This window comes from Paludisphaera mucosa (assembly GCF_029589435.1).
Lineage (GTDB): Bacteria > Planctomycetota > Planctomycetia > Isosphaerales > Isosphaeraceae > Paludisphaera > Paludisphaera mucosa.
Map to the genome: position 1 here is coordinate 141,128 of NZ_JARRAG010000003.1, position 23,866 is coordinate 164,993.

The 23,866-nt window shown below is 71.4% G+C and carries 15 protein-coding genes; 5 read left to right on the forward strand and 10 right to left on the reverse strand.

The genetic code is table 11. The features are described from left to right. Positions 1 to 4: 4 nt before the first annotated feature. The 8 genes from PZE19_RS30835 to PZE19_RS30870 are packed head-to-tail and all read right to left on the reverse strand — an operon-like array spanning position 5 to position 9,256. The gene (locus PZE19_RS30835) at positions 5 to 907 is read right to left on the reverse strand and encodes an SCO family protein (protein WP_277864512.1); all 903 of its coding nucleotides are present in this window, start codon (positions 905 to 907) and stop codon (positions 5 to 7) included. Then, a complete protein-coding gene (locus PZE19_RS30840) occupies positions 904 to 1,551 on the reverse strand; it encodes a hypothetical protein (protein ID WP_277864513.1) in 648 nt (215 codons plus the stop codon). The genes PZE19_RS30835 and PZE19_RS30840 overlap by 4 nt, the downstream gene beginning before the upstream one ends. Beyond that, entirely contained in the window at positions 1,548 to 2,807 is a 1,260-nt protein-coding gene (locus PZE19_RS30845; RefSeq protein WP_277864514.1) for a hypothetical protein, read from the reverse strand. Before PZE19_RS30845 ends, PZE19_RS30840 begins: the two co-directional genes overlap by 4 nt. Continuing rightward, positions 2,804 to 3,445 carry a c-type cytochrome gene (locus PZE19_RS30850; RefSeq protein WP_277864515.1) on the reverse strand — a complete coding sequence of 214 codons (642 nt, stop codon included), beginning with the start codon at positions 3,443 to 3,445 and terminating at the stop codon, positions 2,804 to 2,806. Before PZE19_RS30850 ends, PZE19_RS30845 begins: the two co-directional genes overlap by 4 nt. A 31-nt stretch (positions 3,446 to 3,476) precedes the next feature. After that, positions 3,477 to 4,031 (reverse strand): DUF3341 domain-containing protein, encoded by a 555-nt coding sequence (locus PZE19_RS30855; RefSeq protein ID WP_277864516.1) that lies wholly within the window; start codon positions 4,029 to 4,031, stop codon positions 3,477 to 3,479. Continuing rightward, positions 4,028 to 5,458, reverse strand: a complete 1,431-nt coding sequence (nrfD, locus tag PZE19_RS30860) for an NrfD/PsrC family molybdoenzyme membrane anchor subunit (protein WP_277864517.1) — start codon at positions 5,456 to 5,458, stop codon at positions 4,028 to 4,030. The genes PZE19_RS30855 and nrfD overlap by 4 nt, the downstream gene beginning before the upstream one ends. Further along, entirely contained in the window at positions 5,451 to 8,543 is a 3,093-nt protein-coding gene (locus PZE19_RS30865) for a TAT-variant-translocated molybdopterin oxidoreductase (protein WP_277864518.1), read from the reverse strand. Before PZE19_RS30865 ends, nrfD begins: the two co-directional genes overlap by 8 nt. Continuing rightward, positions 8,540 to 9,256, reverse strand: coding sequence for a cytochrome c3 family protein (locus tag PZE19_RS30870; RefSeq protein ID WP_277864519.1), 717 nt, complete (start codon positions 9,254 to 9,256; stop codon positions 8,540 to 8,542). Before PZE19_RS30870 ends, PZE19_RS30865 begins: the two co-directional genes overlap by 4 nt. Positions 9,257 to 9,471: 215 nt before the next feature. Between PZE19_RS30870 and PZE19_RS30875 the strand changes: the two genes are divergently transcribed. From PZE19_RS30875 to PZE19_RS30890, 4 genes are all read left to right on the forward strand, one after another. Further along, positions 9,472 to 15,618 carry a GH36-type glycosyl hydrolase domain-containing protein gene (locus PZE19_RS30875; protein WP_277864520.1) on the forward strand — a complete coding sequence of 2,049 codons (6,147 nt, stop codon included), beginning with the start codon at positions 9,472 to 9,474 and terminating at the stop codon, positions 15,616 to 15,618. Continuing rightward, positions 15,603 to 15,848: a hypothetical protein gene (locus PZE19_RS30880; protein ID WP_277864521.1), complete on the forward strand. Its 246-nt coding sequence runs from the start codon at positions 15,603 to 15,605 to the stop codon at positions 15,846 to 15,848. The genes PZE19_RS30875 and PZE19_RS30880 overlap by 16 nt, the downstream gene beginning before the upstream one ends. 1 nt (position 15,849) lies before the next feature. Then, the gene (locus PZE19_RS30885; RefSeq protein WP_277864522.1) at positions 15,850 to 17,925 is read left to right on the forward strand and encodes a hypothetical protein; all 2,076 of its coding nucleotides are present in this window, start codon (positions 15,850 to 15,852) and stop codon (positions 17,923 to 17,925) included. A gap of 103 nt (positions 17,926 to 18,028) precedes the next feature. Further along, entirely contained in the window at positions 18,029 to 19,852 is a 1,824-nt protein-coding gene (locus PZE19_RS30890; RefSeq protein ID WP_277864523.1) for a glycoside hydrolase family 15 protein, read from the forward strand. Positions 19,853 to 19,858: 6 nt separating this feature from the next. Here the strand turns inward: PZE19_RS30890 and PZE19_RS30895 are convergent, their stop codons facing one another. After that, the gene (locus tag PZE19_RS30895; protein ID WP_277864524.1) at positions 19,859 to 20,167 is read right to left on the reverse strand and encodes a hypothetical protein; all 309 of its coding nucleotides are present in this window, start codon (positions 20,165 to 20,167) and stop codon (positions 19,859 to 19,861) included. A 432-nt stretch (positions 20,168 to 20,599) separates the two neighbouring features. Between PZE19_RS30895 and PZE19_RS30900 the strand changes: the two genes are divergently transcribed. Next, positions 20,600 to 21,127: a hypothetical protein gene (locus tag PZE19_RS30900; RefSeq protein ID WP_277864525.1), complete on the forward strand. Its 528-nt coding sequence runs from the start codon at positions 20,600 to 20,602 to the stop codon at positions 21,125 to 21,127. Between the two features lie 657 nt (positions 21,128 to 21,784). Here PZE19_RS30900 and PZE19_RS30905 read toward each other — a convergent pair. Continuing rightward, positions 21,785 to 23,845 carry a PAS domain-containing hybrid sensor histidine kinase/response regulator gene (locus tag PZE19_RS30905; protein WP_277864526.1) on the reverse strand — a complete coding sequence of 687 codons (2,061 nt, stop codon included), beginning with the start codon at positions 23,843 to 23,845 and terminating at the stop codon, positions 21,785 to 21,787. Positions 23,846 to 23,866 lie beyond the last annotated feature (21 nt).

Sequence of the window (23,866 nt, forward strand, 5' to 3'; positions counted from 1 at the left end):
CGTTTCAGGCCCCGGGCCCGTCGCCGGCCGTCGCCTCGGCGACGTCGGGGGGCCCGTCCCCGGTCCGTCCCCGCAGCTCGCGCCGGAACATCAGGAAGAGATACAAGCCGAGCGACAGCGCCGTGAGGGTGCCGAACCCGCGGAGCAGCCGGACGATCGAGAGCGTGTACTTGCCGGTCGCCGAATCGTAGTCGTAGCAGAGCAAGAGCAGCGAGGCGATCCGCGAGCCGATGTGCCCCTCGGACGCCCGCCGGATCGCGGCGTCGACCTCCTTGGGCGGGAAGTCGATGCCGAAGAAGTACTGCGCCGGCTGGCCCCCGGGGGTCATGACGACGATCCCGGCGGCGTGGGCGAACTGCTTGGTGGCCGGGTTCTGGACGTAGTGGAAGCCGACCGCGTCGCAGAGGGCGTCGATCGCCTCCTTGCGGCCGGTCAGGAACTTCCAGCCCGCCTCGGTCCCCGGGTTGTCGTAGCGTTCGAGGTAGCCGGCCTTCTTCGCCTTGGCCGACGCCGGCGTGTCGTCGGGGTCGATGCTGACGGCGACGACGTCGAAGTCGACGCCCGCCTTGATCGGCAGCGGCTTGAGGCTCCGGGTCAGGCCCGCCAGCACCTGGTTGCAGAGCAGGGGGCAGCGGTGGAAGACCAGGGCGAGCACCACCGGCCGGCGGCCGAAGCAGGCGGACAGCGGGGTCTCGCGGCCCTCCTCGTCGAGGAAGGTCGTCCCCAGCGGGACCTGGGCGCCCAGCCGCTGCTCGAACTTCACCTGCGAGGCGGTGCCGGCGAACGCCGCGGGGTCCGAGACCGGCGCGGCCTGGGTGCCGAGCGGGACCGGCTGGTCGCCGACGGCCGGGGCCGCCGCGAGCAGCGGGGCCGCGAGCATCATCAGGCGGAGCAGGGGCCGTCTCATGGCTTCGTTCCCGTCTCCGGCGCTGGGGCGGGGGCCGCGGCTTCCGGCTTCGGGGCCGCCTCGGGCTTCGCCGGCTCGGCCTCCTTCTTGACCTCCGCCGGGGCGGGCGCGGGCGTGGGAGCGGCGGCGGCCGGGGCGGCCTCCTCGGGCTTGGGCGGGACGCCGATCTTCACCGGGTTGGACGATCCTTGCAGGGGATGGAACTGGTCCATCTTGCCCCCCTTGGGAAGGCCCTTCTCGGCCAGGATCTCGATGGCGCGGTCGATGGGGATGTGGGCCGTCTTGGCCTGGGCGTCGACCCAGCCGTACGAGTCCAGCCGCGACCGCGCCCCGTCGACGATCTCGCGCGTCTCCTTGGCCGGGTCGCTCTGCAGGACCGGGGCCGGCGGCGGCGGGCCGTCGGCGAACCGCAGCGAGAGCCTGGCCTCGTCCATCACCGATTCCACGCCCACGAAGTAGCGCATCACGAAGATGATCGCCACGAACGTGGCCGCGCAGAGGGCGATCAGGATCCCCGTGTTGAACAGCACCCCCTTGAGGTCGAGGTCGGTGTTCTCGTGCAGCTCCTTGAGCTCGCGGGCCGGCTTGTAGCGGCCCTGGGGGATCATGTCCCCCTCCAGCAGGCTGGGGTCGATGTCGCTCATAGGACGGCGCCTCCGGAATGCTCGTGGGCGTGGTCGTGCGCCAGGGCTTCGACGATCCGGGGGTCCTGGAGCGGGATCAAGGGGGCCGTCCGCAGCCGGCGGACGAAGAACGAGAGCCAGACGCCGCCGATCCCCGCCAGCGCCGCGGCGTACCAGAGCACGCCCAGCCAGGGGAAGCCAGTCCCGCCCTCGCCGATCTTGGCGTAGCCGGGGAGGATCAGCCAGGCCAGGTCGACGGCCCGCATGACCAAAATCCACGAGGCGATCGGCAGGACCCAGCCCGCGTCGCGCTTGTGCTGGCGTTCGAGCAGGGCGAGGAAGGGGGCGAAGAAGCCGAAGGCGATCAGGCCGAGCGCCACCACGCCCCAGACGCCGCCGATCCGTCGCAGGTACCAGATGACCTCTTCGGGGAGGTTCCCCAGCCAGGTGATCAGGAACTGCGAGAACGACATGTAGGCCCAGAGCATCGTGAACGCCAGCAGCAGGTTGCCGACGTCGTTGAGCCGGCCCACGGTCAGGGCCGAGCGGATGGGCTCGTAGGCCGAGTTGCGGATGGTGAAGACGGTCGCGAAGGCCAGGGTCGACAGGATCGCGCCGACGATGAACATGGCCCCGTAGATCGTCGAGTACCAGTCGGGGTCGCGCGACATGCCCCAGTCGAAGGCCGCGAACGACGTCGACAGGAAGAGGACCACGAGCGCCGGGCCGGCGACGGCCTTGAGGCGGCGGCTGGGGGCCGTGTCGGAGCGGCCGTCCTGCTGCCGCGACCAGGCGTTGGCGAGGTAGGCGGCGAGGCCCCAGACGGCGAAGTAGAAGACCCCGCGGGCGGCGAAGAACGGGAAGTTCAGGAACTTCGTCTTGTGGGCCACGAGCGGGTCGGCCTGGACGACGGCGGCGTCGGCCCAGGGGAAGGCGTAGCCCAGCCTGACCCCGACCAGGATCGGCAGGAAGAAGAGGGCCATCAGCACGATCATCGCACCGGCCGCCTCGAACGGCCGCCGCAGCGGCAGGGCCCACGACCCCCCCACCAGCTGGTGGAGGAAGCAGAGGCCGATCGAGGCCACCGAGATGCTGGTCCAGAAGAGGAAGGCGGTCAAATAGGCCGGGAAGAACGAGTCCCGCGTGACGGGGATCAGGGCCCCGGCCAGGCTGACGATCAGTCCGATGATCCCGACCCGCAGCGCGGAGGCCTGGATGACGTCGAAGTGGGCCTCGAGGTCGGCCCCGGCGCGGGCGCCGGCGAAGTCGAAGCTCATTTCACGGCCTCCTGCAGCTTGCTCTGGTCTTCGGGGGGCAGCTCGGAGGCCTTGGCGTTCTGGCTGAGCTGGAGGGCCCGGATGTAGGCGGCGATCGCCCAGCGGTCTTGCGGGGCGACCCGGGCCGCGAACGAGTACATGGCACCGTGGCCGTTGCTGATCACCTGGAAGAAGTGCCCGAGCGGGGCGTCGACCAGCCGGGGCTCGGTGTACTTCGGCGGCGGCGTGAACCCGCGCTGGACGATCACGCCCCGGCCGTCGCCGAGCTGACCGTGGCAGGGGGTGCAGTAGATGCCGTAGCGCTGCTTGCCGCGTTCGAGGACCGCGCGGTCGACGGCGAAGGGGGGCTCCTGGGCGGCGACGCCGTCCTTCAGGCCGGTGAGCAGCAGCTCCCGGTCCTCGACGGCGGGGAGGCCGCGCACGTCCTCGCGGGGGACGGTGCCCAGGACCAGGGTGCGGGACGACGCGCCGTCGGAGAACAGCGTCGTCGCCTCGTACGGCTCGAACCGGGGCTGGTCGTACATGTCGGTGCAGCCCGGCGCGACGGCCAGCAGCGCGGCCAGGGCGGCGGCGGCGAGCCGCTGCGGCCGGCGGGCCGTCGCGTTCCGGACGCGGGCGGTGGTGGTGTTTGGGCGCATCGTGGGCGGGTCGGATCCCATGAGGGTCGGGTCAGTATGGTACGACGGAGATCGAGCGGGGCCCGCAGGTCTCCAGGAACGCCAGCGTCGCCTCCGGGTCGAACAGCGGATCCCGGGACTGGACGCACAGGAAGAACCCGTCGTCGGACGCCCGGGCGAACTCGGGCGCGTTGAAGACCGGGTGGTACAGCCGGGGCAGGCCGTTGAAGTAGAGCATGCCGAAGACCGCGGCGAGCGCCCCGCCCAGCACCGTCATCTCGAACGTGATCGGGATGAACGCCGGCCACGAGTACAGCGGCTTGCCGGCGATGTTGTGGGGGTAGTAGTACATCGCCGACCAGCACTGCATCAGGAACCCGCCGACGCCCCCCAGCAGGGCCCCCGCGAAGACGGTGCGGGGGACCTTGTTGCGGTGGTACCCCAGGGCGTGGTCCAGGCCCTCGACCGGGAAGGGCGTGTAGGCTTCCATCTGGCGGAACCCGCGCTCGTAGGCGCTCCGGGTCACCTCGACGAGCCGGTCGGGGTCGTCGAACTCGGCCATCAGGCCGTAGACCTCGGGGTTCTCCGGGGCGTGTTGGACGCTCATCGCTTCTCTCCAGCCGCCTCGACCGCGGCGCGGTCGCCGCCGTGGGCGGCGTGCTCGTGATGCGTCTCGTGGACCAGCTCGCGCATCTCGGAGACGGCGATCGCCGGCAGCACCCGGACGAACAGGAAGAGCAGGAAGGTGAACAGGCCGAGGGTGCCGATGAAGGTCATCACGTCCCACCGCGTCGGGCTGTACATGGCCCACGACGACGGCAGGAAGTCCTGGCTCAGGCTCGTGACCACGATCACGTACCGCTCCAGCCACATGCCGATGTTCACGAAGATCGAGATCACCCAGAGGAAGACCGCGTTGCGGCGGATCGCCGGCACCCACAGGAGCTGGGGGATCAGGACGTTGCAGGTGACCATGGTGCGGTAGGCGTTCGAGTAGGGCCCGAACGGCCGGGCGTTCAGCAGCAGAAACTCCTCGTACGGGTTGCCGCTGTACCAGGCGATGAAGAACTCCATCGCGTAGCCGTAGCCCACGATCATGCCCGTGGCCAGCATGATCTTGGCCATGTTGTCCAGGTGGCGGTCGGTGATGAAGTCCTTCAGGCCGTACCACGACCGCAAGGGGACGCAGAGCGTGACCACCATCGCGAAGCCCGAGAAGATGGCGCCGGCCACGAAGTAGGGCGGGAAGATCGTCGCGTGCCAGCCCGGGATCACCGAGGCCGCGAAGTCGAGCGACACCACCGTGTGCACCGAGACGACCAGCGGGGTCGCCAGGGCGGCCAGCAGCATGTACGCGCTCTTGTACCGCGACCAGTGCCGCGCCGAGCCCCGCCAGCCCAGGGCCAGGGCCCCGTAGATCATCGCCACGTAGCGGTTCTTGGCCCGGTCGCGGAGCGTCGCCAGGTCGGGGATCAGGCCCACGTACCAGAAGAGCGCCGAGACCGTGGCGTAGGTCGACACCGCGAAGACGTCCCAGACCAGCGGGCTGCGCCACTGCGGCAGCAGGGCCATCGTGCTGGGGTAGGGCATCATCCAGTAGAACTTCCAGGGCCGGCCCATGTGCAAGAGCGGGAAGAGCCCGGCGCAGGCCACGGCGAAGAGCGTCATGGCCTCGGCGAAGCGGTTGATCGACGTCCGCCACTGCTGCTTCAGCAGCAGCAGGATGGCCGAGATCAGCGTGCCGGCGTGGCCGATGCCGACCCACCAGACGAAGTTGATGATCGCCCAGCCCCACATGACCGGGGCGTTGATGCCCCAGATCCCGGTGCCGCGGTAGAGCAGGTTGGCGACCGCCGCGCCGAAGATCAGCAGCAGCGAGCTGGCGATCCCCATGCCGACGGCCCAGCGCCAGTCGAGCGGGCGGAGCAGGACGACGTCGCTGATCTTCGACGTCACCGTCGCGTAGGTGTGGCCGGGGGCCAGGACCGGCGGCAGCGGGTCCTTCACGCCGGCGTCGTGATGGATCTCAGCCATGGTGCGGCTCCTGGGCGGCGTCGGCCTTGCCGGCGCCGGCGGCGGGGTTGGTCAGCTTGGACAGGTAGGTCGTCCGCGGCAGCGTCCCCAGCTCGGCGAGCAGGGCGTAGTGCCGGGGCGACTTCCGGAGCTTGGTCACCGCGCTCTCCGGGTCGTTCAGGTTGCCGAAGACGATGGCCTTGGTGGGGCAGGCCCCCTGGCAGGCCGTCACGACCTCGTCGCGGCCGATCTTGCCGTGGGCGATCTTGGCGTTCTGCCGGGCCTCGTTGATCCGCTGCACGCAGTAGGTGCACTTCTCCATCACGCCCCGCATCCGGACCGTGACGTCGGGGTTCCGCATGAGCTGGAGGCTCGGCGTCTCCTTGTCGGCGTACTGCAGGAAGTTGAACCGCCGCACCTTGTACGGGCAGTTGTTGCCGCAGTAGCGGGTCCCCACGCAGCGGTTGTAGGTCATCTCGTTGAGGCCCTCGTCGCTGTGCGTGGTCGCCTCGACGGGGCAGACCAGCTCGCAGGGGGCCTTCTCGCAGTGCATGCACGGGACAGGCTGGAAGTGGACGGCCGGGTTGGCCTCGTCCCCTTCGTAATAGCGGTCCACGCGGATCCAGTGCAGCTCGCGGGAGTTGAGCACCTGGTCCTTGCCCACGACCGGGATGTTGTTCTCGGCCTGGCAGGCGATCGTGCAGGAGCCGCAGCCGATGCAGCGGTTGAGGTCGATCGCCATGCCCCAGGCGTAGTCCTCGCTCTGCTTGTACGGCGGGTCGTTGTACAGGCTGCCCGAGGGGTGGGCGTGGCCGTGCTCCCCGCCGTGGGCCTTGAAGTCCTCGAACGTCGCCACCTGGACGGGCTCGCGGCCCTCGGTCACATGGTGGTGCTGGGTGATCGCCAGCTTGACCCGGCCCGAGGTCCCGGCCAGCTTCAGGCCCGGGCTCGACCAGGGGACGTCGGACCGCCGCAGCTTGTTGGCGTCGAAGCCGATCCCGGTCCCCACGCGGCCGGCGCGGGTGCGGCCGTAGCCCAGGTGGACCGTCACCGAATCCTCGGCCTGGCCGGGGGTGATCAGGACGGGGGCCTCGACGACCGAGCTGCGGAAGTCGAGCAGGGCGAGCTGGCCCTCGACCAGCCCCAGCCGCTTGGCGAGCGCCGGGCTGACGAGCGCGGCGTTCTCCCAGGTCAGGGTGCTGAGGGGCTTGGGCAGCTCCTGCAGCCAGCCGTTGTTGGCGTAGCGGCCGTCCCAGACGGTGGGGTCGGGCCGGAAGACGATCTCCAGGTCGTCGGCCGCGGCGGCGGCGACGGCCGGCCACTGCACCTTGTCGAGCTTGGGGGCGTCGGGGGCCTTGGGCTTCTCGGCCTCGGCCGGCAGGACGACGACGCCGTCGCGGAGCGCCCGCCGCCAGGTCGCCTCGAAGCTCGCGGCCGGCAGCCTGGTCCGCCAGTAGTCGCGGACGATCTCGCGGCCCGGGACGCCGACCTGGCCGAGCAGGGCGGCGAGGACGTCGGACGTCGACCGGCCCTGGTACAGCGGCTCGATGAGCGGCTGCTGCAGGGCGACCGTGCCGTCGGACGAGCGGACGTCGCCCCACGACTCCAGGAAGTGGGCCTCGGGGACGTGCCAGTGGCTCACCGCCCCGGTCTCGTCGTTGTAGAGCCCCAGGTGGATGAGCGCCGTGAGCTTGGGGTTCCGCAGGACGTCGGCCATCTTCAGGTCGGCCGGGGCCTCGTAGGCGGGGTTGGCGCCCAGGACGAAGAGGGTGTCGACGGCGCCGGCCTCGATGTCGCGGACCAGCTCGACGAGCGAGGCGGCCTGATCGGTCGGCCCGGCGTCGGCGGGGGCCCCGTAGGTCAGGGTCGAGCCGACCGCGCCCAAGGCGGCGTTGATCGCGTGGCCCAGGGCGTGGACCTCGGCGGGCTGGGTCTCGCCGACGACGACGAGCGCCTTGCCCTTGTGGGCCTCCAGCTCGGCGGCGATCGCCGCGATCGCGGCCGAGTGGGCCTCGATCCGCTTCGCGTCGACGTCGGGGGCGCCGGCGACCTTGAGCGCCTTGGCGAGGGCCGCGGCGACGAGGTAGACGTCGGCCGAGGCGACCGGCGTGCGGACGTCGGCCTTGACGCCGGTGATGCTGGGGGTGGGCTCGAAGGCGTAGAGCCGGCTCATCGTCGCGCCTTCGACCTCGGGGTTGCGGCGGTCGACGAAGGCGCGGGAGTAGCGGACGGCGGCCGGGCCCCAGTTGAGGAAGTCGGCGTCGAGGGCGACGACGACGTCGGCCTTGTCGAAGTGGTAGGCCGGCTCATACGCCGCGCCCAGCGCCAGCTCGGCGCCCTTGCGGGACGCGTCGCGGGTGACGGGCTCGTAGCTGTGCCACTCGGCCTCGGGCATCGCCTCCTTCAGCCGCCGGATCTGGTCGATCACGGTGGGCGAGGCGATCGAGCGGGTGAGGATCCGCAGGCCTTGCCCCTTGGCCGCCTTCTTGCGCTCGCGGACGTCGACGGCGAAGCGGAGGAACCGCTCCCACGTGTCGACGCGGCCATCGTGGACGGCGACCTGCGAGCGGTCGGGGTCGTAGAGGGCGAGGACCTCGGCCTGGGCGAAGACGTCGGTGGTGCCGCCGCTGGCCGGGTGGCTGGGATTGCCCTCGATCTTCGTCGGCCGGCCCATCTGGCTCTCGACCAGGAGGCCCAGGCCGTCGCCGCCGGTCGGCGAGGCGGTGGCGAAGAAGAGCGGCTTGCCCGGGACGATGGCCTCGGGCTGCTCGACGTAGGGGACGATCTTCTCGGCCGGCTGGATCGCGCATCCGGCGACGCCGGAGAGGGCGAACGAGGCCCCCATCAGCGTCATGAACTTGCGGCGGCTGGAGTCGTCGAGGCCGAAGATCGCCGCCTGCGCCCGGGCCGCGGCGCGGGCCGTCTCGGCGGCGAAGCTGCCGTCGTCGGCCAGCTCCGAGAGGCTCCGCCAGTAGCGCGGGCCGGCGTCGCCGGGCTCGGCGTCGACCGCCTGGGCGCCGCGCATCAGCTCGACGAGCGTCAGCGGCTTCTCCAGGTCGAGGTCGGGCGCGGGGGCGGGGTCGGCGGGGGTGGGCTTCATCATCATCGGTGACAAATCGAGCAGTTCGTCAACTGGCCGACCTCCACTTGGTTCATCGTCGCGGTTGGGTGGGGGCTCGAGACGGCCGCGGCCACGGCCGCCAGCGCGCCGCCCTCGGCGTGCCCGCCGGATTCGGCGTGGCCGCCGGCCTCCGAGGCCGTCCACTCCATATTGAAGACCTGATCCTGGGGCCGCAGCCGGGGCTCCGGGTTGCGGTGGCATTCCAGGCACCATTCCATCGTCAGCGGCTTCTCCTTCCACGCCAGCGGCATCAGGTCGACGCGGCCGTGGCACTCCACGCAGCCGACCCCCTTCTGGACGTGGACCCCGTGGTTGAAGTACACGAAGTCGGGGAGGTCGTGGACCCGCGTCCAGGCGATGGGCTTCTGCTCCCGCAGGCTGGCCCGGACCGGCTCGAGGAGCGGGCTGCCGGTCCAGATCTGGGAATGGCACGTCATGCACGTGTGGGTCGCGGGCATCCCGGCCGAGGCCGCCGTCTCCACCGAGGAATGGCAGAAGCGGCAGTCGATCCCCAGGCCCTTGACGTGGTGCTCGTGCGAGAACGGAACGGGCTGTTCGCGGACCACGCCGACCTGCGTCTGGTAGGGGGAACGGACCAGGAGGTACATCAACCCCAGCAGGGCGCCCGGCCCGGCCGCGAGGCTGAACAAGACCACGCGCGAGAGCGTGTTGGCACTCGGGTGGAAGACCTGGGGCATCGCGTGTCTCGTCCTCTGTATGGGCCAAGGAATCGAATTGAGGTCATCAACCTATACGATCAAGCGAGCCCACGCAACCCGTCGGCCCGAAGGCGTCCGGGGGCGCCGGCTTGTATTGCGCCGCGGCGTCGCGGTACGCTCCCAAACGGGATCCGGGGCGGGTGGGCCGCATGGTGGTGCGGGGCCGGCGCGGGGCCGATCGGGGGAGAAGGAGCATGAGCGATCGTGGAAGGATCCGGCCCGGGCGTCGCCGACTCGCGATGATCGCGGCGCTCGTCCCGCTGCTCGGCGTCGCCCCGGCCGCGTCGGGCGAGTCCGCCGACGGCGCAGTCCCCGGGTCGACTTCCCTCGAGAAGGCTGGTCAACAAGGTACGTTCAACGTTGGGCTGGCGCGGGCGACCCTGGCTCGGACATTCGATCCGGCCGCCGGCGGCAATGTGTCGCGTTTCGATTATACGATCAGTTCCGACGCGACTGTAGGGGTCTTTGCGAAAGAATTTGCAGGCGCCCTCTCCGCGGACCGCCCGACCCTCGTCAGGATCGGCCTGGAGGCCGGAAAAACCGGGGAGATCGCCGGCGTCGAGGCCTCGCTGGAGATCAAGGGGTCGTCCGGCGTGCAGCGGATCCCCGTCGTCCTGACCCCCCGATGGACCACGTCCGAACACCTCTTCGACGGCCGCGCGGTCGGCGCGCTCTCCGAGGTCGTCCTCGCCGTCCATCGCCGCGGCGGGCCGGACCCCGCCGTCGGAACCATATCTTTCGATGTGCGATTCGAGCCCATAACATCGTTACGGGGGCTCAGTCTCAACAGCATTGCGCGGCTCGCGGCCGTCGCGCTCGCGGCCCTGGCCGCGGCCCTCCTGGCGACGATCCTGCGGACCCTGCGGATCGGCGGCGGCGGGCCCCGAGGTCGCGAGGGCGTCGGGGCCCTGGCGCGCGACCTGGCCCTCGGCGCGGGCTGGACGGCGACGGCCCTGCTGGTCGCGGCGACGTACGCGGTCGGCGGCCTCGACGGCCTGGAGATCGGCTGGAGCGCGGCCTGGATCGCGCTCGGCGGGGCGGCGGTCGGGGCCTGGTGGACGTGGTTGCTGGCGGGGCGGCCGCCTGGCCCGTGGGAGGCCTTCCGGCACGCGGCGGTCGCCGGCCTGCTCGCCTCGTCGTCGAGCGCGATGACGCTCTTGCAGGCTCCGACGGACGGCTGGCAGCTCCTCTCGTTGAGCCGCACCGGCGCGGCGGTGGCGCTGGCGATCTACTTCGTGGCGCATGTGGGCCGACTCGCCGCGACGGGCAAGGGGTTGAAGGCGGCCGGCGCGACGCTGATCGCGGCCGCGCCGTACGTCGTGGGTGGGCTGACGCTGCTGGAGGCCGGCGCGCTGATCGGCGCCATCGGCGGCCTCGTCACGCTGGGGGCGCTCGGGACCGACTCGGCGGTCGCGGCGTACCTGGGCCGGGTCGCGGTCGTCTTCCTCTTCAACGTGCTGCTCGCGGAGGGGCTGAGCTGGGTCGTCGCCGGCCGGCCGATGCGGTCGGCGGTCGGGTTTCTGACGATGCTGGCGGCGGCCGCGGCGGTCGTCGCGGGGCCTTGGATCGCGTCGTGGGGCTCGGGCCCAGCACTCGCAGCCTGGTCGCCGAGCCTGCGTTTACCGGTCGTTTTGCTGGCGACGATCTTCTCGCAGGCCGGCCTGTGGGCCGAGGCCTACCTGTTCACGGGCCTGGCGATCGACGCCGTGAACGGCCGGCCGCCCACGGGCGACTCGATGCGGGCGCATCCGATCCAGGGCGTGAAGAAGGGGATGATCTACAGCGGCACGTTCATGGCCGCCCTGTACGTCGCCGCGGCCCTCGCCGGCTGGCCCGCGTTCCGCGCCCTGTTCGACGCCGCGCCGGCGGTCGGAGCGGCGCTCCTGGGGGCGCTGGCCTTCCCGCTGGTCAAGACGGTGTTCGAGTCGTTCGACGGCAGCCCGCCGTTCTTCGAGCGGCTGGCGCGCAGCTACCGCGACCCCTGGCTGGCGGCACGGGGGGCGGTCGTCGGCATGGGCCTGGCGATCGGCTTCCTGGGCTCGTGGCCGGACCGCGAGATGGCGCACCGGGCGGGCTTCGGCTTCCTCGTCGGCGCGGCGGCGTACGCGGGCGTCGACGTCCTCCGCGACGCCGTCCGCTCGGCGCTCGGCCGGGGGCGGCTGCAGGCCCCGCGGTTTTACGGAGCGCGGGTGGTGCTGGGCGGTTTGATTGGCGCGGCGATCGGCTTCTACGTCGACGCGGCGCAGCTCGCGGTGGTGATCGCCAAGTTCCAGCGCTACACGTCGGTGGGCCGCACGCCCGAGCCGTTCGGGATCTACCCGCTGGTGAGCAAGTGGGGCTTCATGAACCTGGGGACGGTGCAGGGGGGGGCCGACCTGCTCTTCGCCGAGGCGCTCGCGGGGGTGCTGAGCTGGTCGACGGCCGCCTGGCTGTTCGCGCTCAACCGGACCTTCATGGCGGCCGGCTTCGAGCGCCAGACCGCGCCGATCCGCGCCATGTTCACGGCCGACGGCCTGCGGCAACTCGCCGAGAACACGATCCAGGTGGCGCGCTGGGGCCTCTGGATGTCGCCGATCATCAACTCGTTCCTGCGGCCGATGGGCGAGCCCAGCTGGTACAACCAGGACGGGGCGTTGCGGACGGTCGCCTCGACGTTCCACTACCTGACGACCTCGCCGGCCGACTTCCGCGCCTGGTCGCTGCAGATGTTCATCTATCTGCTGGCGTACGACGCCGTCCGCGTCCTGATCTGGGCCGACCACATGGGCCTGCGGGTGGCGACGCTCGTCAACCTGAGCTTCCTCGGGGTCGACGCCGGCGAGCGCAAGCTGGCGCGCTACCTCGCCCCGTCGGCGACGGCCCGCTGCATCCCCGAGGCCGTCAAGCGGTTCGCCACCTGGGCCCCGCTGCTGCTGCCGTTCTACATCCCCCGCGGCGCCGACTGGGACAAGGCCTGGAGCGCGGCCGAGACCCTGAGCGCCCGCCCCGGCGGCTTCTGGGAGGACGTCCTCGCGCGGCCGATCGGCGAGCGGCTCGGCATGCTGGCCCTCGCGGTCGTCGCCTGCGCACTCGTCTGCACGATCGTCCGCCTGGTCCGCCGCCGGTTCGGGACGCGCGAGCCGGCGACGCACACGATCCGCAACGACGCCTACGAATTGACGGTCCGCGAGGACGGCGCGATTGTGGGCCGCTCGCCGTCGAAGGATCAGGACGTCGGCCGACGCTCGTACGACCTGCTCGATCCGGCCGGCCGGGCGCTCTTCCTCGTGGAAGAGGACGGGTCGGTCGCGGTCCTCGCCGGCAACCCGCCGGGTGCGGTCCTCGAGCCCGGGGCCCGGACGTGGAGTCTCCACGACGACGCCCTGAGGTCGACGCAGGGCTGGCTCGACGACGGGTTGGTGGACGTCGAGGTCAGGCTCCCCGCCGGCGGCGACCCGGTCGAGCTGTGGACGGTGACCCTGGTGAACCCGACCGACCGGGCGATGGCGTTCAAGATCGTCCCCTACCTGGAATGGGTCCTCAACCAGCCCGGGGCCGACCGCAACCACACCCAGTACAACCGGCTCTTCGCCGAGATCGAGTACGTCGACGCGCTGCACGCGGTCCTGGCCTGGGACAAACACGCGAAGGCCCTCGGCTTCCTGGCCGTCGACCGCCGGCCCGAAGGGTTCCTGTCGTCGCGCATGGACTTCATCGGCCGGGCCCGCGGGCTGGCGAGGCCCCGAGCCCTGGAGACGCTGGACTTCATGGCGGCGAACGACGAGGCGTCGCACCCAACGCTCGATCCGATCGCCAGCCTGCTCGTCGGCGTGACCGCCCCGCCGAAGTCCGAGGGGAAGGTGCGGTTCCTGATCGGCATGGCGGCCGACAAGGCGGCGGCGATCGACCTGATCGCGCGTCACCTCGACATGCCGAACGCGCGGGCGGCGGCGGCGACCCGGACGCGGAAGGCGGAGCACCGCATCGGCCACGGCGAGATCCCCCCGGGGACGCCGTCGCCCTACGCCGAGTTCTCGGAGGACGGCTCGAAGCTCACCGTCCGCACGCCGTTCACCCCCCGGCCGTTCGACCACACGATGGCCAACGCGCTCGGGCACATCGTGGTCGTGACGAATCGGGGTTTGCACACGTCGGCGAGCGTCAACGCCCAGCAGAACCGGCTCACGCCCGACTGGTCGGACGTCGTGACGAAGGAGGTCCCCTCGGAGGCCTTCTACCTGTTCGAGCCGGCGACCGGCGGGTGGTTCTCGCCGACGTACCAGCCGCTCGACGACCCCGAGGCGGCGACCGAGTCGGAGTTCGGCGTCGACGGCACGGCCGTCTTCCGCATGAGCAAGGGGACGATCGAGACCGAGCTGACCGTCTTCGTCCCGCCCGACGACCCGACCGGCGTGTACGTGCTGACGATCAAGAACCGCGGCGACGCCCCCCGGCGGCTGCGGCTGGGGGCCTACTTCCAGATGGTGCTCGCCGGCCAGCCCGAGTTCTCGGGGAGCCTGGCCGTGCGCATCGACCCGACGCTCCACGCGGCCTTCTTCGAGAACCTCCGCAACACCTTCCGCAGCGGGCCGGCGTTCGTCGCCTCGTCGAGCGAGGTCGAGCGGTTCGAGACGACCCGCGGCCGGTTCTTCGGCGCGGGCCGCGACCTGGCCCGGCCCCACTTCGTGCAGCACGGCGAGCCCGACGCCGCCGCGGTCCTCGACGACCGACCGGTCGCCGGCCTGCTGTCGACGCTCGAAATCCCGGCGCGGGGGACGCGGACGGTGGTCGTCCTGCTGGGCCAGGCCGACGACCGCCGCGCGGCCGAGGCGGTGATCCGCAAGTACCAGAACGTCGCCGCCGCCGAGGAGGCCCTGGAGGCCACCCGCCGCTGGTGGTCGGCCCTGATCGGCACCGTCCGGGTCGAGTCGGCGCTGCCGGAGTTCGACGCCTACCTCGACTGGCTCAAGTACCAGGCGCTCGCCGAGCGGATCTGGTCGCGACGGGGGTTCTACCAGGCGAGCGGCGCCTACGGCTTCCGCGACCAGTTGCAGGACTCGGTCAACCTGATCTGGGTCGACCCGGCGATCGCGCGGCGGCAGATTTTGCTGCACGCGTCGCAACAGTTCCTCGAAGGCGACGTCGTCCACTGGTTCCACCGCCTGCAGGACGGCCGCACCGGCTTCGTCGGCCGCTCGCACGCTTCCGACAACCTGCTGTGGCTGGCCTGGGCGGTGGTGGAGTACGTCGACGCGACCGGCGACGTCTCGCTGCTCGACGAGCGGACGCCCTACCTGGAGTCGGAGCAGCCATTCGACCCCCTGCCGGCGGGCAAGCACGGCATGGGCTTCGACCCGATCCGCTCGACCCGCGACGACACGGTCTATCGCCACTGCCTCCGCGCGGTCGACCTCGTGCTCGATCGCAAGATGGGGGCCCACGGCCTGCCCCTGATCGGCACCGGCGACTGGAACGACGGCCTCGACGAGATCGGCAGCCAGGGCCGGGGCGAGAGCGTCTGGCTGGGGATCTTCCTGTCGTACATCCTTCAGCGCTTCATCCCGACGATCGCGGCCCGCGACGGCGGCCTGAGCGGCCACTACGCCTCTCGCCTAACCGACCTGAACGCGGCGATCCGGGCGACCTGGCGGGGCGACCGCTACCTGCGGGCGATCCACGACGACGGCACCGAGATCGGCGTGAGGGGGAGCGGCGTCTGGGAGATCGACGCCCTCACCGCCGCCTGGGCCGTGATGGCCGACATCGACCCCGACCACGACCCGATCGTCTTCGAGACGGCCCTCGGCGAGCTGGAGCGGGAGGACACCATCCTGCTGGGCACGCCGCCGCTCCGCGAGGACACGCACCCGTACCTCGGCCGCAGCAGCTGGTACCCCGAGGGGGTCCGCGAGAACGGCATGTACTGCCACGGCGTGCAGTGGCTCGTCCGCGCCGCGCGTCTGCTGGCCGATCGGGCGCGGCGGCGGGGCGACGACGAGGCGGCGGCGGCCCACGTCGAGACGGCCTTCCGGCTCTGGAAGAAGGTCGCGGCCGTCTTCCACGCGACCCCCGAATCGATCGAGACCTACGGCGGCCAGCCCAACAAGCAGGCGGCCGACATGGTGACGACGTTCGACCCGGGCCGTATGATCTGGAATGGCTACACGGGCGCGGCCGGCTGGATGTACCGCCAGGCGATGGAGTCGGTCCTCGGCCTGGGGCTCGCCGGCGGCGACGTCCAGGACGCGGCGGTCGAGGCCGCCGAGGAACTGGGGGACGTCCGCGTCGTGCGGGACGTTTCCGGGAGCCCGTTCGCCGGCGGGTCGACCGCGGCGAGGGCCGAGGCGTGGACGCGAAGATGACGGCGAGGCGATGGATTCTAGTCGTCTGCCTGGCGATCATCCTGCCGGTCGCGTGGATGCTGGCCGCGACTCTGATCCGGGACGACCGGGAGAAGGCGGCGGACGCGCGATGGGCCGATCCCTATCTGAGGGCCGAGGACGAATACGCCGGCCGAGACGCTCGCCTCGAAGCCTACGCCGAGCAGATGCGGAAGGCCGAAGGGCGTCCCCCGGGGGCGCAGGAGCGTTGATATGAGATTTCGGATGAGATGGCTTTTCGGCCTGTCCGTGGCCCTGGGCGCGACGCCCGCCCCGGCGCAGTCGGTCGCGACCGAGCCCGGCTTCGTCTTCCCCACCGTCCCCGCCGAGCACCCCCACGCCCGGGCGCTGCTGGCGAACGCCCTGCGCTATCTGGGGCCGGACAACCGCATCTTCGACGCCGCGTCGGGCTACCCGTTCGAGGGCTGGAACCAGGACCCGGCCAAGGGGCTCTACCTGCGGTCGTTCACGCAGCTCACGGCGATCGGCCAGGGGATGGAGATCCTCGCCAACGTCGCCGCCGGGCTCTGCGACTCGCCCCTGATGTCGCGCCAGGACGCGCTCGGGCGGCTCGCGCATCAGACCCGCAGCCTGCTTCGCGACCAGGGCGACCCCCGCCTGGGCGCCGACGGCCTGCTGGGGAACTTCCTGGACCTCGCCACCGGCAAGCGGCTGGGGCCCCTGACGTCCGACGTCGACAAGGCCAAACTCGTCGCGGCGCTCGGGGCCGAGAAAGCCGAAGCCGCGTGGAAGGCGCTCGTCGCCAAGAACTGGATCACGCCGCGCAAGGACGGCGCCGAGGCCGCGGTGAACCGCACCCCCACGTTCGGCTGGGAGCACTTCGACGGCGAGCTGGCGCCCTTCCGCGACAACGAGTCGAAGCAGAAGATCATGGACGTGCTCGATGAGCGGGTCGTCATGACCGTCTTCGTCGACAACGCCAACCTCTCGTCGTCGATCGCCCGCTGCATCGGAGCGCTCCTTCGACCCGACGTCAAGGACGCCCCCGAGGTCGTCGACCTGCGGCAGAAGCTGGAGCAGTTCCTGGAGAACCAGCGCGCCGGCTACGCCCGGCTGTACGACCCCGCCGCCGGCCAGTTCTACTTCGGCCGCGACGCCTCGCGCGACCGCCTCTTCGGCTGGAACGACCTGGAGGGGAAGTGGGTCACGGGGCACGTCGACTACCTCGTCAACGAGTTCCGGGGCCCGGCCACGTTCGTCGTCCTGCGCTACGGGCTGCCGCTCGACGCGATCAAGAACCTGGGCTTCAAGATCCGCCCCTACAAGGCGGGCGACGGCCGCACGCTGCACGTGCTGGCGCCGTGGGAGGGCTCGGCCTTCCAGGGCCTGGGCTTCGAGCTGGCCATGACGGAACTCGACCGCCCGAGCTGGCGGCGGCTGCTGGAGGACTTCATCGCCGTCGAGGTCGACTACTCGACGCGCAACGGGCTCCCCGGCTTCCTCTCCGAGTCGTACAGCGGCCGGGGGACGCAGTACACGGGCTCGATCGGCATCCCCGAGGTCACCGTCGCCCCCAACCCCCGGATCACCGACGCCCCCTCGCTCTACACGATCGGCCCGGCCTACGCCGTCGCCCCCGCCAAGGTCGAGGCCTTCCTGGCCGCCAACTGGCCGACGATCGCGACCCTTCTGACCGATCACGGCCCCTGGGAGGGCTACAACGCGCCCTCGAAAGAGCCGATCACCTTCCAGACCTCGGCGCACACGTTCTCGCTGATCCTCGGCCTGCTCGGCACGGCGTCGGAACACATGAAGACGTACCTCGACTCCCGGGAGCTGGGCGCTGGCCTTCAAAGCGTCTTCCGGGCCGGCGTCGGGGCCGACCTGCTCGGCGCCGGGGCCTCGGCCTTCGCCTGGGACGCCAAGACCCACCCGATCGAGTCGGGCCGCGGCGCGGGCGCCGGATTCTTCGTCCGCAGCCCGCGGATCTCCGAGCCGGGCGTGGCCTTCGTCGCCGCGGGCGTGGGGGGCTTCGACCTCTCGGGGACCGTCCTCACCCTGAAGTACCGCCTGAAGTCCGACGCGACCGCCGCCTCGCTCGCCCTCAAGCCGGTCCCGACCGCGACCAACGCCGGCCCCGGCCTCATCCCCACCGAGGTCGCCTTCGACCTCGCCCCGACCGGGGCCGCCGACGCCGAGGTCCGCATCCAGCTGCCGGCCACCCCCGGGCTCGCGCAGGTCAAGGAAGTCGTCCTGACCCTCGCGAAGGCCGCGGCCGGCAAGCCGCTCGACCTGACGATCGTCGGCCTGGCCGCCTCGCCCCCCTGACCTCATCGCCTCGGCTGACTCGCGGGCCGCGCCAACGGCTCCGGCATCCTGTTTGCATCCGTCTCGCGGAAACGATCCGGAGGCACCGGGGCCGGGAGCCGTAATGAGCTATCGACCGATTGAAGATTATGGGTTGATCGGCGACCTGCACACCGCCGCGCTCGTCGGCCAGGACGGCTCGATCGACTGGCTGTGCTACCCCCGGTTCGACTCGCCGAGCGTCTTCGCCGCCATCCTCGACGACCGCAAAGGGGGGTCGTTCCGGGTCGCGCCGAGCTGCCCGCACGCCACGCGACGGCAGCTGTACTGGCCCGACACGAACGTCCTGATCACCCGGTTCCTGTCCGAGAACGGCGTGGCCGAGGTGACCGACTTCATGCCGGTGGGCGTGCGGGGCCGTCCCGGCGCGCCCTTCCTGGTCCGGAAGGTCCACGTCATCCGCGGCGAGGTCCCGTTCCACCTGCACTGCCGGCCGGCCTTCGACTACGCCCGCGCCGAGCACACCCTGCGGATCGACGGCGCGACGGCCACGTTCGACGGGCCGGGCCTGGCCCTGCAACTGGCCGGCGGCGTCGACCTGGAGGGCGACGGCCGGGGCGTCGCCGCCGAGTTCACGCTCAAGCCCGGCGAGACCGTCGCCTTCGCCCTCCGCGAGCCCTGCGACCGGCCGTTCGCCTCGGAGGAGGCCCAGGAGCTGATGGAAGCCGCCATCGCCTACTGGCAGCGCTGGCTCTCGCATTGCACGTACATGGGCCGCTGGCGCGAGGTCGTCCAGCGGTCGGCGCTGACGCTCAAGCTGCTGACCTACGAGCCGACCGGCGCGATCGTCGCCGCGCCGACGTGCGGACTGCCGGAACAGCCCGGCGGCGGGCGGAACTGGGACTACCGCTTCACCTGGATCCGCGACGCCGCCTTCACGCTCTACGGGCTCATGCGGATCGGCTTCACCGAGGAGGCCGGCCGGTTCATGAGCTGGATCGAGGCCCGCTGCCACGAGACCTGCGGCGACGCCCCCCTGCAGGTCGTCTACGGCATCGACGGCCGCCACGACCTGGCCGAGGAGACGCTCGGCCACCTCGACGGCTATCGCGGCTCGCGTCCGGTCCGCATCGGCAACGCGGCCTCGGGCCAGCTCCAGCTCGACCTCTACGGCGAGCTGCTCGACGCCGTCTACCTCTACAACAAGCACGGCAACCCGATCTCGTACGACCTGTGGGTCCAGCTCGAACGGATCGTCGACTACGTCTGCGAGAACTGGCGGCGCGAGGACGAGGGGATCTGGGAGGCCCGCAGCGGCCGTCGGCAGTACGTCTATTCGAAGCTGATGTGCTGGGTGGCCGTCGACCGGGCGATCCGGCTGGCCGACAAGCGGTCGTTCCCCGCCGACCGCGCGCGCTGGGGGAAGGCCCGCGACGAGATCTACCTGGACGTGATGCAGAACGGCTGGAGCGACACGAAGCAGTCGTTCGTCCAGTCGTACGGCTCCGAGGTGCTCGACGCCTCGGCCCTGATCATGCCGATGGTCTTCTTCCTCTCGCCGACCGACCCCCGGCTGCTGAAGACCCTGGACGCGATCCGCCGGCCATTCGAGGAGGGCGGGCTGGCGTCCGACAGCCTGGTCTACCGCTACGACCCCGCGCAGAGCCCCGACGGCCTGGAGGGCGGCGAGGGGGCGTTCAACATGTGCTCGTTCTGGATGGTCGAGGCCCTGACCCGCGCCGGCCGGGCCGACCCGGCCTACCTGCGGGACGCCCGGCTGAAGTTCGAGCACATGCTCGGCTACGCCAGCCACCTGGGCCTCTACGGCGAAGAGACCGGATCCCGCGGCGAGGCGCTGGGCAACTTCCCCCAGGGGTTCACCCACCTGGCCCTCATCAGCGCCGCGTTCAACCTCGACCGCTCGCTCGGCGGCGGCCGGCCGGCCTGATGCGGATCACGCGGGTTCAGGGAAATGCCCCTTCGGCCCCTCGTGCCCGACTCGTCGCTCGGCCAGGTTGAGCCAGCGATGCGCCAGGTGCCGCGCGTCGCGGAGGTCGACGATCGCGTCGGAGCACTGGACCCGGGCGCGCTCGTATCGCTCGCGGCCGATGAACTGGTTGCTGCCGGGCTCGTCCAGATAGCCCTGAGCCTGTTCGAGGCGGCGCAGGAGGTCCTGGATCCGTCCCTGAAGCCGCACCATCCGGGCGTAGGTCTCCATCATATCAGCCAAGTCCGCGTCTTTCGGCGTCCTGAGGTCGTCCATCGTCGGGCCTCCTTCCCGTCGTACTTCCGTCGATGCCACGTCGCATCGAGACGAGCTTACGACATGTAGGATGTGATCACGATTCAGTTCGACCAGGATTCCGGCCCGCATCGGCTATTTTCCTGGCGCCAGTCGGATCATCGGGCTCGGGTGAAGTGGATCCCGGGGACCCGTGGATCCGAAGATCACAGCCACCGGCTGGCCGCATCGGCCTCGAAGGCGCCTGTGACCGGTCCGGCGCGCAGCTTTCGCATTCCGCTCCATGGTGGGAAGAGTTTGTTGTTCGTTTCGCCTCGGAAACCGACCGAGTTCCGAAGTCCTTCGGAGCCTTGTCGTCTCCAAAGTCGTTTCTGGGCCCATCCTAAGATAAGGCGGCTTCACCGGGCGATCGACCCGGGGGCGCACGCGCCACAAGGAGGCGGGTCGACGACGATGCACCAGGGTGGAGGATTTCTTTACGCGGCGGCGGGCGTCTCGACGACATTCGCCGGCAGCGCCGCCCTTTCGTGGCTCCAGACGCCGGCCGGCGCGTCGGGGATCGCGACCGCGGGGGCCGTCGGCGCGTCGGCGTGGGCCTGGTGGCTGGCCAGGCGCGACGCGAAACGGCGCAGCGACCTGGAATACGAGGCCGAACGGCTCCGCGTTGAACGGGCGGCCGAGGTCGAGCGGCTCCGCGTAGCCCGCGAGGCCAAGATCGCGGACGAAGTCGCGAGCGTCGTCGCCGAGACCCTCGTCAGGGAGATGTCAACGGCCGTCGCCCAGGCGGTCCACGACCTGTCCACGGGCGGCCTGCTGGAGAACCTGACCAACGCGAAGGCCCTCGCGGCCGGCCTCTCGGCCGCGATCCCCGAACTGGCCGGCCTGGCGAAAGCCGCCGTCGACTCGAACCGTCCGGCTCCGACGCCGCGCCCCCTCGAGAAGTGCAGGGGCCGGACGACCGAAGCTGAGCAGCCCGAATGAACGGCCGGCTCCCGAGCGCGACGGTCGCAGGGGGCCCTTCAATGGTCTTCGGCCGAGCGAACGCGGAAATCGGCGGGGCGATCGAAGTACTATTTAGACTAGGAACATATTACGACGCAAATGTCCGAATCGATTCCGCTTCCACCGCGGCCGGGGGGGTCTCGCCGATCGGCGCATGACGGCGCCGCCGACCCCAGACTCTTCGCAAGGTGCCCGGCGGCGTTCTCATGCGGACCAGGGGGGCGACGCGGATCCGACCGTCGTCGCAATTAAGGGCCGGCGCCGACCCCCGCCGCGCCTCCAGAGTACGCTGAACTTATCTAGAATTCAACTATGTTCGCATAAGTAATATCAGAATGTCTTGCTTTTATGCCTGATTACGCTCGCGCGCCGCCCGCCGAGGCCGTAATCTCGACGGGCGGCGCAGGACCTTCCGTCGTCCTGCGGCGTCTGTAAGCGGGTCAGGGGGGCGACGCGGTGCTGGCCGTCGTCGCAATTAGGGGCCGGCGCCAACCCCTGCCGTATCCACAGAGTATATCAATCATATCAAATATTCAAGCGGATTTTGATAAATTGACATTCTAAATCGAACGCAGTTCGAAATCGTGTCGAGGGCCGCCAGCCGGCCGGTCGAGGCGAGGCCGCCGTCCCGGGCCGTCAGCGGCCCGCCCGGGGCGCGGCGGCGGTGGGGAGCGATTGCAGGAGCATGTCGACGTCGACGGGCTTGACGAGGTAGCCGTCGAAGCCGGCCTGCTTCGCCCGGCGGACGTCCTCCTCCCGGCCGTAGCCCGAGACCGCGTAGAGCGCGACCCGGCCGCCGAAGCGGCCGCGGAGCCGCGCGGCCAGCTCGTAGCCGTCCATGCCGGGCAGGCCGATGTCGAGGACCGCGACCGCGGGGAGGTCGGCCTCGGCCGCCGCGAGCGCGGCGGGGCCGTCGTGGGCGGTCCGGACGTCGAAGCCGCGTTCCCGCAGGAGCCGGGCGAGGCCCGACACGCCGTCGACGTTGTCGTCGACGAGCAGGATGCGGCCGCCGGCGGGCGGGCGCGAGGGGGGGGCCGCGACGGCCGGCGCCGGGGCCTCGGCCGCCTCGCGGGCCAGGGGGAGCCGGACGGTGAAGGCGCTGCCGCGGCCCAGGCCGGCGCTCTCGGCGGCGACGTCGCCGCCGTGCAGCTCCACGAGCCGCCGCACCAGCGTCAGGCCGATGCCGAGGCCGCCGTGCGAGCGGGCGATCGAGTCGTCGACCTGGCCGAACAGCTCGAAGATCCGCCCCAGGTCTCCCGGGGCGATGCCGATGCCGTCGTCCTCGACGCGGAGCGTCGCACGGCCCCCCTCGGCCCGGGCGACGATCGCGATCCGGCCCGACGCGTCGGTGTACTTGGACGCGTTCGCGAGCAGGTTGACCAGGACCTGCTCCAGCCGCGTCGGGTCGGCGTCGACGGGGAGCGGGCCCTCGTCGAGGGCCAGGTCGAGCGCCTGCGACTTGGCGGCGAGCTGGGGCCGGACGGCCTGGGCGGCGCGCTCGACGACGACGCGGGCGTCGAGGGCCTCCTTGCGCAGCTCGATCTTCCCCAGGCTGATCCGCGAGACGTCGAGCAGGTCGTCGACCAGGTGCGCGAGCTGGCGGCCCTGGCGGTCGACGACGTCCAGGGCCCAGCCCCGGCCCGACGCCTCGTCGGGGGCCAGGCGGGCGACCCGCGCCGCGTTGGCGATGGCGGACAGGGGGTTGCGCAGCTCGTGGGCGAGCGTGGCCAGGAACTCGTCCTTGCGGCGGTCGGCCTCGCGGAGGGCCTCCTCGGCGCGGCGCAGCTCGGTGACGTCGGTGAGCGTGGCGACGAAGCCGACCACGATCCCCTCGACGTCCTTGAGCGGGCCGACGCTCAGCAGCAGGTCCAGGTCGCGCCCCCGCGCGCCCTCGGCCGCCGTCAGGCTGACCTCCACGCCCCGGACCGTCTCGCCGGAGATGACCCGCGAGATCGGCAGCACGAACGGCGAGCCCGCCGCGCCGCCGCGGCGGATCAGGGGGAAGGCCTCGTCGAAGCCCAGCCCCCGCGGATCTCGCCCGCAGAGCCGCCGGACCGCCACGCCGGCGCGGATCAGGGTGCCGCCCGGGTCGCCGACGACGATGGCGTCGACGGCCTGCTCGAGGATCGACCGCGAGAGGGTCTCGGCGGCGACGACCTCGGCGAGCCGGCGCTGGTCGGTCAGGTCGGTGATGATCAGGCAGGCCACCCCCTCGCCGGCCGGCTCGCCCGTCGCCACCCGCACCGGCAGGCTCTCGCCGTCGCCTCGGAGCAGCAGCACCTCGCCCCGCGCCCCCGCGCCCCGGGCGAGGACCTCGGCGAGCGTGGGACGGCCGGCCTCGGCGATCAGGTCGCCGACCGGCCGGCCCAGGATCGCCTCGCTGGGCCGCAGCACGGCCCGGGCGAACGCGCGGTTGGCGTACAGGATCGTGCCGTCGGCCGCCACCGTAAGCGCCGCCTGGTGCATCGCCTCGACGAGGCGGCGATAGGGGTGCTCGGCCGTCTCCAGGGTGATCACCCGGTCGTCCTCGGCGTCGGCGTCGGCCCCGGCGGCGACGACGAAGGCGTCGACCTCGCCGTGGCGGATGGCGCGGATCGTCTCCTCGGCCTCGCCCAGGCGCAGCCGCAGCTCCTCGATCTCGGCCCTCAGCCGCGCGACCGACTCGGCGTCGGCGTCTTGCGCACCGTCCTGAGACATGGCGTCCTCGTCGCGGCGCGA